The organism is Limnohabitans sp. JirII-31 (assembly GCF_002778315.1).
Lineage (GTDB): Bacteria > Pseudomonadota > Gammaproteobacteria > Burkholderiales > Burkholderiaceae_C > Limnohabitans.
In genome coordinates, this window is record NZ_NESA01000001.1 from 95,209 (window position 1) to 107,508 (window position 12,300).

The 12,300-nt window shown below is 59.6% G+C and carries 13 protein-coding genes; 9 read left to right on the plus strand and 4 right to left on the minus strand.

What is annotated here, in order from left to right; genetic code table 11:
• Window positions 1–8: 8 nt before the first annotated feature.
• Complete coding sequence (locus B9Z41_RS00470) at window positions 9–410, minus strand: DUF2069 domain-containing protein (RefSeq protein ID WP_233202442.1); 402 nt, start codon at window positions 408–410, stop codon at window positions 9–11.
• On the opposite strand from B9Z41_RS00470, the gene B9Z41_RS00475 reads away from it, so the two are divergent.
• Window positions 409–1,701 carry a YihY family inner membrane protein gene (locus tag B9Z41_RS00475; protein WP_233202443.1) on the plus strand — a complete coding sequence of 431 codons (1,293 nt, stop codon included), beginning with the start codon at window positions 409–411 and terminating at the stop codon, window positions 1,699–1,701. The two genes, B9Z41_RS00470 and B9Z41_RS00475, sit on opposite strands and share 2 nt — an antisense overlap.
• Here B9Z41_RS00475 and B9Z41_RS00480 read toward each other — a convergent pair.
• Entirely contained in the window at window positions 1,685–2,524 is an 840-nt protein-coding gene (locus B9Z41_RS00480; RefSeq protein WP_100143909.1) for an alpha/beta fold hydrolase, read from the minus strand. The two genes, B9Z41_RS00475 and B9Z41_RS00480, sit on opposite strands and share 17 nt — an antisense overlap.
• A complete protein-coding gene (locus B9Z41_RS00485) occupies window positions 2,521–3,834 on the minus strand; it encodes an O-acetylhomoserine aminocarboxypropyltransferase (protein ID WP_100143911.1) in 1,314 nt (437 codons plus the stop codon). Before B9Z41_RS00485 ends, B9Z41_RS00480 begins: the two co-directional genes overlap by 4 nt.
• Before the next feature lie 90 nt (window positions 3,835–3,924).
• On the opposite strand from B9Z41_RS00485, the gene B9Z41_RS00490 reads away from it, so the two are divergent.
• Genes B9Z41_RS00490 through B9Z41_RS00500 form a run of 3 tightly spaced genes read left to right on the plus strand, consistent with a single transcriptional unit; the run spans window position 3,925 to window position 6,725 of the window.
• Complete coding sequence (locus B9Z41_RS00490) at window positions 3,925–4,395, plus strand: CBS domain-containing protein (protein ID WP_100143913.1); 471 nt, start codon at window positions 3,925–3,927, stop codon at window positions 4,393–4,395.
• Between the two features lie 36 nt (window positions 4,396–4,431).
• Complete coding sequence (aroC, locus tag B9Z41_RS00495) at window positions 4,432–5,529, plus strand: chorismate synthase (RefSeq protein WP_100143915.1); 1,098 nt, start codon at window positions 4,432–4,434, stop codon at window positions 5,527–5,529.
• Window positions 5,526–6,725, plus strand: a complete 1,200-nt coding sequence (locus tag B9Z41_RS00500; RefSeq protein ID WP_369823260.1) for an MFS transporter — start codon at window positions 5,526–5,528, stop codon at window positions 6,723–6,725. The genes aroC and B9Z41_RS00500 overlap by 4 nt, the downstream gene beginning before the upstream one ends.
• On the opposite strand, the gene B9Z41_RS00505 is transcribed toward B9Z41_RS00500, so the two are convergent.
• Window positions 6,717–7,508 (minus strand): IclR family transcriptional regulator C-terminal domain-containing protein, encoded by a 792-nt coding sequence (locus B9Z41_RS00505; RefSeq protein WP_100143919.1) that lies wholly within the window; start codon window positions 7,506–7,508, stop codon window positions 6,717–6,719. The genes B9Z41_RS00500 and B9Z41_RS00505 overlap by 9 nt on opposite strands.
• A 217-nt stretch (window positions 7,509–7,725) precedes the next feature.
• On the opposite strand from B9Z41_RS00505, the gene B9Z41_RS00510 reads away from it, so the two are divergent.
• The 5 genes from B9Z41_RS00510 (at window position 7,726) to B9Z41_RS00530 (ending at window position 12,297) form a co-directional block, all read left to right on the plus strand.
• Entirely contained in the window at window positions 7,726–8,868 is a 1,143-nt protein-coding gene (locus B9Z41_RS00510) for an ABC transporter substrate-binding protein (RefSeq protein ID WP_100143921.1), read from the plus strand.
• Window positions 8,869–8,957: 89 nt separating this feature from the next.
• On the plus strand, window positions 8,958–9,833 hold the full coding sequence (locus B9Z41_RS00515; protein ID WP_100143923.1) for a branched-chain amino acid ABC transporter permease: 876 nt from the start codon (window positions 8,958–8,960) through the stop codon (window positions 9,831–9,833).
• Window positions 9,830–10,804, plus strand: a complete 975-nt coding sequence (locus tag B9Z41_RS00520; RefSeq protein WP_100143925.1) for a branched-chain amino acid ABC transporter permease — start codon at window positions 9,830–9,832, stop codon at window positions 10,802–10,804. Before B9Z41_RS00515 ends, B9Z41_RS00520 begins: the two co-directional genes overlap by 4 nt.
• Window positions 10,801–11,547: an ABC transporter ATP-binding protein gene (locus B9Z41_RS00525; RefSeq protein WP_100143927.1), complete on the plus strand. Its 747-nt coding sequence runs from the start codon at window positions 10,801–10,803 to the stop codon at window positions 11,545–11,547. The genes B9Z41_RS00520 and B9Z41_RS00525 overlap by 4 nt, the downstream gene beginning before the upstream one ends.
• Before the next feature lie 3 nt (window positions 11,548–11,550).
• On the plus strand, window positions 11,551–12,297 hold the full coding sequence (locus B9Z41_RS00530; RefSeq protein WP_100143928.1) for an ABC transporter ATP-binding protein: 747 nt from the start codon (window positions 11,551–11,553) through the stop codon (window positions 12,295–12,297).
• Window positions 12,298–12,300: the final 3 nt, after the last annotated feature.

A 12,300-nucleotide genomic window follows, 5' to 3' on the forward strand; every position in this document is an offset into this window, starting at 1 on the left:
TCACAGACTTATGGGTTGACAGGCGCAGCGGCTGGGTCGGTTAAGGCAGTTGCTTTGGCGTGTTGCAAGCGCAGGCGCACATGCAAGGCGCAGGCCACAAACAACACCACACACAGCAGCACTTCCAGCATGGCCAGGTAGTTGCTGGGGGCGCGGTCGCCACTGGCGCGCACCACGCCTTCGGTGAAGTACAGCCACACCATCAGGCTGAGCCAGCGGTAGGTGTACATGCGGTTTTTCAACAGACCCGTGAGTGGGACGCACAAGGGCAGCACCTTCAGCGCCAGCAAGGTGCCACCTGGGCGCACCGGCGCCAGCCAGAGCTCCCAGGCCAGGCCCAGCACGATCAAGCCCAACAAACTGCCCACCGCCATCAGACGGGTGAGTTGCACATGGCGTGGGGTGCGCATGAGGGCCTCAGAGGAGGGCGCTTGGGAAGGTGTAGAAGAGGTGTGCATGGGCAGTGGCATGATTCGGGCCATGATTGTCCCGCAACTGCATCACCTTTTTGACCGACTTCGCCGATTCCCCTGGCGCAACACTGCCCGCACACTGCGCCAGCGCTTTCGCGAAGACCGCTTGGGTCAGACCGCGGGCAGCTTGACCTTCACCACCACCATCGCCTTGGTGCCTTTGGTGACAGTGGCCTTGGCGGTGTTCACCGCTTTTCCGATCTTCAGCGACTTTCAGGTCGTGCTGCAGCGTCGTCTGGTGGAGAGTTTGGTGCCCGACAACATTTCACGTCAGGTGTTGGGTTACCTGACCCAGTTCGCCAGCAAAGCCAGCCGCTTGGGCGTGGTGGGTGTGACCGCTTTGGTCTTGTCGGCCATTGCCTTGGTGTTCACCATCGACCGCACGCTCAACGCCATTTGGCGCGTGCGCAAGCGCCGCCCACTGGCCCAGCGCATCTTGTTGTACTGGACGGCTTTGACCCTGGGGCCTTTGCTCATGGGCGCGAGCTTGGTGATGCTGACCCAACTGATTGCCGTCTCGCGTGGCCTAGCCCCTGATGTGACCAGCAGCATGCGCTGGTTCTTCAGCGGCCTGGAGTTCATGTTGCTGGCCTGGGGCGTGGGCGCGCTGTACCGCTATGTGCCCTACACCCAGGTGCGTTGGAGCCATGCCTTGGTGGGCGGTGTTTGGGTGGCTGCGGCCACCGAGGTGGCGCGCAATGTCTTGGCCTATTACTTTGGCAAGATGCCCAGTTACTCCGTGGTCTATGGCGCTCTGGCCACCTTGCCCATCTTGTTGATCTGGATTTACTTGGCTTGGGTCATCGTGCTGGTAGGCGCGGTGTTGGTGGCCAATTTGCCCAGTTTGCTGGGCGGCATTTCACGCGATGGTCGCAGCGTGGGTTGGCGTTTTCAGCTCGCGCTGGAGGTGTTGCAGCGCTTGAATGTGGCGCGTCTCGATCCCAGCCATGGTGTGAGCCTGACCCGCTTATGCGAAGACCTGCACCTGGACCCCCTGCAACTGGAAGAGGTGTTGACCACCCTGGTGGATCTTGATTGGATTGGCCGGCTCAGCGAGTCGGCCGACTCGGCCCACCACGCCGTCAGTGAGTCACGCTATGTGCTGCTGGCCGATCCACATCAAACGCCGCTGACTCCGCTGATGGAGCGTTTGCTGCTGGTGCGCAGTGAAGCCGGTGAGGGCTTGTGGATGCGCTGGCAAGACCTGCGTCTCAGAGACGTGCTGTGAGAAAGCGCTGCAAAGCATGCAGCGTTTCTTCGGGTGACTCGGTCATTTGGTGATGGCCCATGGGCACCATCACCACCTCATGCGTCTTTCCAGCTTCGCGTGCTTGGTTCACCAAGCTTTGAGCGCCTTTGGGTGTGGTCATTTGGTCTTGGCTGCCCAACACAAACAGCACGGGGCAGGTAAGGTCGGCCATGGCCTGCAAGCCGTTGGCATAGCTGTCGCACGCCACAAATCCGCGGTGGAACACATTGACCTTGGTGTTGCTCGCCAGCACGCGCCGGTTCAGCGCCGTGTTGGCGCCCAACACCCAAGTGCCTGGCCCTAGTGCCGAAGGCGGGGCGGCCAGCGTGGCACGCGAGAACACGTTGATCATCTCAATCGCTTTCATGGGCTCGTGAAGTGAGCTTTCCAGCAAAGCCGGCGACACCTTCATGGGAAACGCCGTGCCCACCAGGGCGATGTGGCTGATGCGGTCTTTCAAACGTCCTGCGGTCTCCAGCGCAATCAAAGACCCCCAGCTGTGGCCGACCAGGGCGGCGCGCTGCACGCCTGCGGCATCGAGCAAGGCCTCCACAAACTGCGAGGCCTCTTCCACGCTGCTGGGGGCTTCGCCGCCGCTGCGTCCATGGCCTGGCAAATCCACCGCCAGCACATTGAAGCCGTGGTGTGCCAGATAGCGGGTTTGCAAAATCCACACGCTGTGGTCACCCAGCACCCCGTGGATGAACACCACCGTGGGTTGGCTGGCGTCAAAGGCTTTGCCGCCGGTGTAGGCGTAGGCCTCGTAGGGCTGACCGGTGGGGCCTTGGAGTGTGAATTTCATGCTGCACCTGCTTTCTCGGCGGCCTTCAAGGCGCGCTTCAAGTCCTCGATCAAATCGCTGGGGTCTTCCAGTCCGATCGACAAGCGAATCGTCCCGGGGCCAATGCCCGCATCGCGCAGCGCCTCGTCGCTCATGCGAAAGTGGGTGGTGCTGGCCGGGTGAATCACCAAGCTGCGGCAATCGCCCACATTGGCCAGGTGGCTGAACAACTTCAAGGCTTCGATGAACACCCGTCCCTGAGCGCGGCTGCCTTTGAGGTCAAAGCTGAACACCGAGCCTGCACCGCGTGGTCCAAAGCGCAACAGCTTGTGCGCCAGCGCGTGGCTGGGGTGGTCTTCCATCAACGGGTGGCCGACTCGGCTGACCAGCGGATGGCAGGCCAGGTAGGCCACCACTTTTTCGGTGTTGCTCATGTGGCGCTCCATGCGCAAGGGCAGGGTTTCGATGCCTTGCAAAATCAGCCATGCGCTGTGTGGGCTCAGGCAAGCGCCAAAGTCGCGCAAACCTTCGCGTCGTGCCCGCAGCAAGAAGGCGCCCACGGTGCTCTCTTCGCTGAACACCATGTTGTGAAAGCCTTCATACGGCTCGGTGAGTTCTGGGAACTTGCCGCTGCGCTCCCAGTCAAAACTGCCGCCGTCCACCACGATGCCGCCAATCACCGTGCCATGGCCGCTCAGGAACTTGGTGGCCGAGTGGTAGACCAAATCGGCGCCGTGCTCAAACGGTTTGACCAGGTAGGGCGAGGTCAGGGTGGAGTCCACCAGCAGCGGCACACGGGCTTCGTGGGCGATCTGCGCAATGGTCGGAATGTCGAGCACATCCAGTCCGGGGTTGCCGACCGTTTCGCCAAAAAACAATTTGGTGTTGGGCCGCACGGCAGCGCGCCAGCCGTCGATGTCGTCGGGTTTGACAAAGGTGGTCTCAATGCCAAAGCGACTCAATGTGTAGTGCAGCAGGTTGTGCGAGCCGCCATACAGCGCGGTGCTGGCCACGATGTGCGAGCCCGCGCCCATGAGTGTGGCAATCGACAAGTGCAGCGCTGCTTGTCCGCTGGCGGTGGCAATGGCGCCAATGCCGCCTTCAAGTGCGGCCACGCGTTGTTCGAGCACCGCATTGGTGGGGTTGCTGATGCGGCTGTACACATGGCCTGCACGTTCCAGGTTGAACAGCGACGCGGCATGGTCGCTCGACTCGAACACGAACGAGGTGGTCAGGTGAATGGGCACGGCACGTGCGCCGGTGCTGGGGTCGGGGGCCGCCCCGGCATGCAAAGCCAGGGTGTCAAAACTCGGGTCGTTGTAGCCAGGCATGGTTTCCTCGGGGCTGTTGTGGGGTGTTTGTCAGAATTTTGAATGCCATTGTGGGCTATATTTCAAGCCCTATCGGCAGAGGAGATCACCATGAAAGTCAGCGACATCTTGCGCGTCAAAGGCGGCGGCACCTTGTACACCATCAATCCGTTTGATCCTCTGGCCGAGGCGGTGCAAACCATGTCTGAGCACGACATTGGCTCTTTGGTGGTGATGGAGCATGGTGACTTGGCGGGTATGTTGACTTTCCGTGAAGTCATTCAAGCCATCTCCAGAAATGGTGGTGCCATTGGCGACTTCACCGTGCGCAGCGCCATGGACGACCACCCGCTCACCTGTTCGCCCGATACCGAACTCGACGAAGTGCGCCGCATGATGCTTGAGAGCCACGCCCGCTACATGCCCGTCATTGGCAACCGTCAGCTCCAGGGCGTGATCAGTTTCTACGACGTGGCCAAAGCCGTGGTGGACAGCCAGAACTTTGAGAACAAGATGCTCAAAGCCTACATTCGCGACTGGCCCGATGGTACGGAGCCGGAGTCGGATACCGTCAAACTCTGAGCACGTGTCTTAGGCGGGATGGGATAATCCTCGCCCATGAGCGGCAACACCTTCGGAACACTTTTCACAGTCACCAACTTTGGTGAATCCCACGGCCCAGCCATTGGCTGCGTGATTGATGGCTGCCCACCCGGCATGGCCCTCAGCGAGGCCGACATTCAGCACGACTTAGACCGTCGCCGTCCCGGCACCAGTCGCCATGTGACGCAGCGCAATGAGCCTGACCAAGTGCAAATCTTGTCGGGTGTGTTTGATGGCAAAACCACCGGTACCCCGATTGCGTTGTTGATTCAAAACACCGACCAGCGCAGCAAGGACTACAGCAACATCTTGCAAACCTTCCGCCCCGGTCACGCGGACTACACCTACTTTCAAAAATTTGGTATCCGTGACCCACGCGGTGGTGGCCGCTCGTCAGCCCGTTTGACCGCGCCCACCGTGGCCGCTGGTGCGGTCGCCAAAAAATGGCTGAAAGAAAAATTTGGCACAAGCTTCTTTGGCTGCATGACGCAAATTGGCGAACTGCCCATTCCGTTCGAGAGCTGGAGCCACGTCGGCCACAACCCGTTTTATGCACCGTGTGCCGATGTGCAAGCCTTTGAAGACTACATGGACAGCCTGCGCAAAGCCGGTGACTCCTGCGGCGCACGCATCCGCGTGGTGGCCACGGGTATGCCGGTGGGCTTGGGGCAACCCCTGTACGACAAGCTCGATGCTGACATTGCCTACGCCATGATGGGCTTGAACGCCGTCAAAGGCGTCGAGATTGGTGCGGGCTTTGCCAGCGTGGCGCAGCGCGGCACCACCCATGGGGACTCGCTCAGCCCCGAAGGTTTCTTGAGCAACAACGCGGGCGGCGTGCTGGGCGGCATCAGCACCGGACAAGACTTAGAGGTGAGCATTGCCATCAAGCCCACCAGTTCGATCTTGAGCCCGCGTGCCTCCATCGATCAAAACAGCCAACCCACCGAAGTGGTGACCAAAGGCCGTCACGACCCGTGTGTGGGCATCCGTGCGACTCCAATTGCCGAGGCTTTGTTGGCCTTGGTGGTGATGGACCACGCCTTGCGCCACCGCGCCCAATGCGGCGATGTGCAGGTCGCCATGCCCGCCATCCCCGGCCACGTGGCTTGAGCGTGTCGGGCCCGGGCATCAGGGCACAGCGCCAACAGGCTTTGGCTCGGCGCAAGCTGTTTCCGTTCGCGGCCTTGTCGGCCAGCTACTTTGCCCATATTGGTTTTTTCAACCCTTACTTGCCGCTTTGGCTCAAAGATCTGGGACTGTCCATCACGCTCATCGGTTTGTTGACGGCTGTGCAAGCGGCCACCCGCGTGTTGGCACCTTATGGTTGGGGTTGGTTGAGCGACCACACCGGTGAGCGCGTCAAGTTGCTGCGCTTTTGTGCCGGTGCCTCCTTGTTTTTCTCCTTGGGGCTGCTCTACCCAGGCGGGGTGGGGTGGTTGGCCTTGGTGCTGTTGCTAATGTTCGTCCACACCAGCGCCATGATGCCCATGAGCGAAGCGGCCCTGGCGCATGTGGTCAGCAACACGGGTGCGTTCGACGCCAAGCGCTATGGCCGCGTGCGTTTGTGGGGCTCGTTGGGATTTTTGGTCACAGTGTTTGTGGCAGGGGCCTGGTTTGAGCACCAAGGCATGCAGAGCTTCCCCGTTTGGGCGGTGTGCTCTTTGCTCGCCTTGAATGTGAGCGTGTGGTGGTTGCCCGACCAGCGCGAAGCCGTACATCACGACAGCCCCCACGCGCCCGTGTGGTCGGTGCTGCGCCAGCGCACCGTGCAGTGGTTTTTTGCCACGGTGTTTTTTCATGTGTTGTCGCACATCGGCATCTATGTGTTTTTCTCGCTCTACCTCGACACCTTGGGCTACAGCAAAACCATGATCGGTGTGTTGTGGGCGGTGTCGGTGCTGGCCGAAATTGTGTGGTTCTTCACCCAGGGGCGCTGGTTGCCTAAGTTCAGTCTGGCCAATTGGTTGTTCATTTGCGCTGCGGCCATGGTGTTGCGCATGGCCTTGACCAGTTGGTTGGCCGACTCGTTGCTGGCCTTGCTGCTGGCGCAAGTCATGCACGCGCTCACCTTTGCCACCCAACACACGGTGTCCACGGCTGTGTTGTCGCACCACTTCCCGGGGCGCTTGCGCGGACGCGGCCAAGCCTTGTATGCCTCGATTGGCTATGGCGTGCCAGGTGTTTTGGGTGCCTTGGGTGGTGGAGCGCTCAGCGATGCTTGGGGCTTGTCGTCTGTCTACGTGTTGTCGGTGGGGACGGCCTGTGTGGCCTGCTGGTGCGCTTGGCAGTTCAAGCGCTCAAATTAAATTCATCATCGCGGCGGCGGTTTCGCGCAGCAAGGGCAGCACGCGGTTGGCGGCTTCTTCGGCGCTTTCCTGGGTCATGGGCATGCTCACACTCAGGGCTGCAATCAAGGCCCCTTTGTGGTCACGCAGCGGCACGGCCACGCCACGGTAACTCATGTCGAGCTGTTGCTCGGAAATGGCCCAGCCTTGGGCGCGGATGCGCACCATCTCCAGGCGCATGCGGTCTTTGTTGGTGATGGTGTACGAGGTGAAGGTTTTCAGTTCTTGGCTGCTCAGCCATTGGTCCACGGCGGCTTCGCCTTGCATGGCCAGCAGCAGCATCCCGGCTGCGGTGACCTGGCCGGGCACCCGCGCGCCCAACACAAAGCCGGTGTTCATGGCGCGGTTGGTGCCGTTGCGGGCCACGTACACGATGTCGGTGCCATCGAGCACGCTCACGTACGAGATCTCTTGTGTGCCTGCGGTCAGGCGCTGCAAAAACGGTTGCACGATGCGTGGCAGGCGTGCCGACTCTAGATAGGACTGACCCAAGCGCATCACCCGAGGCGTGAGCCAAAACAGCTTGCCATCGGTGGCCACATAGCCCAAGTGGGTGAGGGTGAGCAGATAGCGCCGTGCCGCGGTGCGCGTCAAGCCGCATCGTTGGCCGGCTTGGCTGGCACTCAGGCGTGGGTTGGCATCATCGAAGGTTTCAATGATGGACAGGCCTTTCTCCAAGCCTGCAATCCAGTCTTTTTTGTCCAGGGGGCCCAGCGGTGGCGAACTTGGTAGCTCAAAACTCATGGTGTGAATGGTGGCTGAGCCAGCGTGTGCTTCAGTCTAGGAGTTACCCTTGATTCGTTCGATCATCGATCATAAGTGAGCGTTTATCGCCCGAAATTAGAATAATTGCTTTTGTGACGCTAGAAAAGTCCTTAAAGTTCGCATCGGAATTCGCTGATTGAGCGATTAGCGAACAAATTACCCGTTCTGATCCGTCCAAACTCTAGGAGACATCGAGATGCAAAAACGTTTCACCCTCAAGCTGGCTGCGGCCTGTGCGTTCGCCGCTTTGGCTGGCTTGGCCCAAGCCCAGCAGACCATCAAGATTGCCAACATCGTGGAGTTGTCGGGTCCGGGTACGACCGCAGGCACCTTGTTCAAAAACGGTGTTGAGTTGGCTGTCAAAGAAATCAACGATGCGGGCGGCATCATGGGCAAGAAGATCGAGAGCTCCACGGTCGATACCCAAACCAACCCAGGTGTGGCCAAGGGCTTGACGCAAAAAGCGGTGGACGATGGCGTGTTGGCCATCTTTGGCCCGGTGTACTCGGGCTCCATCATGGTGTCTATGGCCGAGAGCAAGCGCGGTGGCATTCCTAACTTCACTGGCGGTGAAGCCGCAGCGATCACCCAGCAGGGCAACCCTTATGTGTTCCGCACCGCCTTCGGTCAAAGCTCGTCCTTTCCTAAGCTGGCCAAGTACATCAACACCAAGGCCAAAACCCTGGCCGTGATTTATGTGAACAACGACTTTGGCAAAGGCGGTCGTGACACGCTGGCCAAGTTGCTCGACAACGGCCCCACCAAAATCGTGGCCGACATCTCGACCGACGCCGGTCAGGTGGACTTCTCTGCCGCTGTGCTCAAAGCCAAGCAAAGCAATGCGGACGCCATCTTTGCCTACACCAACGAAGAAGAGTCGGCCCGTTTGTTGCGTGAGTTGAAGAAGCAAGGTTGGACCAAACCCGTCATTGGTGAGACCACCTTGACTGGCCAAAAAGTGATCGAGCTGGCGGGTGACGCGGCCAACGGCGCGGTGGCCCACGTGGGCTTGACCGTGGACGCGCCCATTCCTGAAATGCTCAAGTTCAAAGCCAAGTACTACCAAGCCTATGGCAGCATTTCTGACCACAACGGCATCAAGGGCTACACCAGCGTGTACGTGCTCAAAGCCGCCATCGAGAAGGCCGGCAAGCTCGACCCCAAGGCCGTGGCCCAAGCCCTGCATGGTTTGAGCATCAGCGCCAAGAAGAACCCCGGTGTGATCATGGACGTGAGCTTTGACGCCAATGGCGACCTGGACCGCGAAAGCTTCTTGGTCGAAGTGAAAAACGGCCGTCAAGTGGTGGTGGCCACCTTGCCCGCTTTGGGCAAGAAGTAAGCCCTTCACGCCGCGCACATGGGTGCGCGCGCATTCCAAGAACAGGCCTGCTGGTGCAGGCCGTTCTTTCATTTTGAAGCGATCTCACCATGACCGACTTTTTCCAACTCTTCTTCAGTGGCTTGGCCACCGGCAGCATTTATGCGCTGGCGGCGTTGGGCTTCACCTTGCTGTGGCAGGCCTCGGGCACCATCAACTTTGCCCAGGGCGAATTTGTCATGCTGCCCGCCTTCATGATGTTGGGCTTTTTGGCCGCAGGCTTTCCGCTGGTGCTGAGCTTTGTGGGCAGTTGTGTGTTGTCGGTCATCGTGCTGGGCTGGTTGTTCAAGCGTGGCGTGGTGGATCCGCTCTTCAAATACGGCATGATGCCCATCGTGGTCGCCACCATTGGCCTGTCCATCGCCATGCGCAATGCGGTGCGTGCGGGCTACAGCGCTGAGCCACAACCTTTCCCTAATTTGTTTCCCGATGAGGTGTACAACATCGCGGGCGTGACCATCTCCGCCACCGACATTGGCACCTTTGTGTTTGCCATCGCCTTGGTGTTGGTGACACAAGCCTTCTTGGCCAAAACCGTCACCGGTCGCGCCATGCAAGCGGTGGCACAAAACACCGAAAGTGCCTCGGTGTTGGGCATCAATGTGCCACGCATGATTTTTTACACCTTCGCCATCAACGCCTTGCTGGCAGCTGCTGCGGCTATTCTTGTGACCCCCACCTACCTGGCCAAGTTCGACATGGGCGCATCGCTGGGTAACAAGGCCTTCTTTGCCGCCATCATTGGCGGCTTCAACAACTCACGGGGTGCCTTGCTAGGCGGCGTGATTGTGGGCGTGTGTGAAAACTTGGCTGCGGCCTACATCTCACCCGCTTACAAAGATGCGGTGGCTTTGATCATTTTCATGGTCGTGATTTTGTTCAAGCCACAGGGCTTGCTCGGTCAAAAAGTGGAGCGCAAAGTATGAAAAAGCTCGGACTCCTGGCTGGGCTGTTGGGCCTGGCGGCATGCATCTTTGTGCCCACGCTGCTCAAGAGCCACGGCATTTATCTGTTCACCTATTGGTTGATCTATGTGATCGCCACCATGGGCCTGAACCTCACCATCGGCTACGCCGGGCAAAAGTCGCTCGGCCACGCGGCGTTCTTTGGCATCGGGGCTTACACCGTGGCCATCCTGATGCAGGCAGGCTACAGCTTTTGGTTGGGCATGCCACTGGCAGCCTTGGGCTGCTTTGTGGTGGGCTTGGCACTGGGCTTTCCAGCGCTGCGTGTGCAAACCATTTACCTGGCGTTTGCCACGCTGGGCTTCAACACCGCCGTGTGGCTGGTGATGCGCAACGAAGAGTGGCTCACCGGGGGCACGTTTGGCATCAACAACATCCCGCGTCCCGAGGCCTTTGGCGTGAGCTTTGACGGCAACCTGGCCTACTACTACCTGGTGTTGGCGTTCACCGTGGTGCTGGGCCTGCTGCTGTGGGGCTTGTTGCGCTCGCCCTGGGGCAAGGCCTTCACAGCCTTGCGCGACAACCCGATCCGTGCCGAGAGCTTGGGGGTGGACATTCGCGGTTACACCTTGCTGAGCTTTGCCATTGGTGCCGCGTACGCGGGCATCGCCGGTGGTTTGTTTGGTTCGATGGTGCAGTTCATCGACCCGGCACCGTTCACCGTGGAAGCCTCCATCATGATGTACCTCATGGTGGTGGTGGGTGGCCCTGGCTATTTCTTGGGCCCTTTGTTGGGTGCTGCGGTGGGTGTGATCCTGCCCGAATGGTTGCGCTTTGCCCAGGCCTGGTATTTGTTTGTCTTTGGCGCAGCGGTGGTGATGCTGATGATTTGGCTGCCTGATGGCTTGCTCAGCATTCCAGACCGGCTGCGTGCCAAACGCCAATCGCGTGAGGCCTCGGCGGCCCGCGCTGCACAAGGAGCAAAAGCATGAGCCAACCGGTACTCCAAGTCACCGATCTGAAAAAAGCCTACGGTGCCATCCAGGCGGTGGGGGGCGTGTCGTTCGAGGTCATGCCTGGAGAAATCTTTGGCGTGATTGGCCCCAACGGCTCGGGCAAAACTACCTTGTTCAACAGCATGCTGGGCCAGATCACACCCGACCAAGGCAAGATCGAACTCAAAGGCCAAGACGTGACCCGTCTCGGCCCGCTGGAGCTCAACCGCATGGGCGTGGGACGCACCTTTCAGACGCTGCAAGTGTTTGGCAAGATGACCGTGCGCGACAACCTGATCGTTGCCGCCCAGGAGCACCAAGGCACGATGTTCAGCCGCATGTTCGCGCCGGGTGACTCCAACCTGGGCGACAAAGCCGACGCCTTGATTGACCAGTTCCACATTCGCCACGTGGCCGACAAAAAAGCCGGTGAACTCAGCTATGGCCAGCAAAAGTTGGTGGACATCGCCATGGCCTTCATGAGCGAACCCGACTTGGTGTTGCTCGACGAGCCGTGTGCGGGCGTCAACCCGTCGCTGGTGGGTGGCATCAGCAGCTTGCTCAAAGAACTCAACAAAACCCGCAAGGGAAGTTTTGTGGTGATTGAGCACAACATGGACTTTGTGATGGACCTGTGCCACCGCATCATGGTGATGGTCGAAGGCCAGGTGATGGCGATTGGCACACCGGCCGAGATCCGTGCCAACAAACAGGTGCTCGACGCCTATCTGGGGAGCTGAACCATGACACACGCATGCATTGAATTTGACGACGTGGTGGCGGGCTACAAGGACTTCATGATCCTCAACAACCTGTCGTTCACCGTGCCCAAGGGGTCCATCACCTTGCTGATTGGCCCCAACGGCGCGGGCAAATCCACGGTGCTGAAAACCTTGTTTGGTTTGCTCACACCGCGCCAAGGCAAGATCCGTTTGAACGGGGACGACATCACCGGTGCCACGCAAAAAGACCTGTTGGCACGCGGCATCGCCTTTGTGCCGCAAGGCCGCAACTTGTTTGGCCAACTCTCGGTGTACGAGAACTTGGAGTTGGGCGGCATCACCTTGGGCATGAAAACCACCCACGAACGCATTCCTGAGGTGCTGGAGTTTTTTCCGCGCGTCAAAGAGCGCATCAACTCCTTGGCCTCGTCGCTGTCGGGTGGCGAACAAAAGCAGTTGGAAATTGGCCGCGCGTTGTTGCTGCGCCCCAAGGTGCTGTTGATTGATGAGCCCTCGATTGGCTTGTCGCCCATGGTGGTGCAAGACGTGTTCAAGCTGTTGCGCAAACTGGCCGACCAAGGCACCACCGTGTTGATGGTGGAGCAAAACGTCAAGAGCGCGTTGAAGTACTCGGACAACGCCATTGCGCTCGAATCAGGCCGCTTGGTGTTGTACAAATCGGCGGCGGAAATTTTGGCCGACCCGCAGATGGAGCGCTTATTCTTGGGTGGCGCGCACACCACCACAGCGGTTGCGATTCCTGTTTGATTT

Coding starts and splice junctions, on each gene's coding strand:
- B9Z41_RS00475 (WP_233202443.1), top strand. CDS start 409: ATGAGGGCCTCAGAGGAGGGCGCTTGGGAAGGTGTAGAAGAGGTGTGC.
- B9Z41_RS00470 (WP_233202442.1), bottom strand. CDS start 410: ATGCGCACCCCACGCCATGTGCAACTCACCCGTCTGATGGCGGTGGGC.
- B9Z41_RS00480 (WP_100143909.1), bottom strand. CDS start 2,524: ATGAAATTCACACTCCAAGGCCCCACCGGTCAGCCCTACGAGGCCTAC.
- B9Z41_RS00485 (WP_100143911.1), bottom strand. CDS start 3,834: ATGCCTGGCTACAACGACCCGAGTTTTGACACCCTGGCTTTGCATGCC.
- B9Z41_RS00490 (WP_100143913.1), top strand. CDS start 3,925: ATGAAAGTCAGCGACATCTTGCGCGTCAAAGGCGGCGGCACCTTGTAC.
- aroC (WP_100143915.1), top strand. CDS start 4,432: ATGAGCGGCAACACCTTCGGAACACTTTTCACAGTCACCAACTTTGGT.
- B9Z41_RS00505 (WP_100143919.1), bottom strand. CDS start 7,508: ATGAGTTTTGAGCTACCAAGTTCGCCACCGCTGGGCCCCCTGGACAAA.
- B9Z41_RS00510 (WP_100143921.1), top strand. CDS start 7,726: ATGCAAAAACGTTTCACCCTCAAGCTGGCTGCGGCCTGTGCGTTCGCC.
- B9Z41_RS00515 (WP_100143923.1), top strand. CDS start 8,958: ATGACCGACTTTTTCCAACTCTTCTTCAGTGGCTTGGCCACCGGCAGC.
- B9Z41_RS00520 (WP_100143925.1), top strand. CDS start 9,830: ATGAAAAAGCTCGGACTCCTGGCTGGGCTGTTGGGCCTGGCGGCATGC.
- B9Z41_RS00525 (WP_100143927.1), top strand. CDS start 10,801: ATGAGCCAACCGGTACTCCAAGTCACCGATCTGAAAAAAGCCTACGGT.
- B9Z41_RS00530 (WP_100143928.1), top strand. CDS start 11,551: ATGACACACGCATGCATTGAATTTGACGACGTGGTGGCGGGCTACAAG.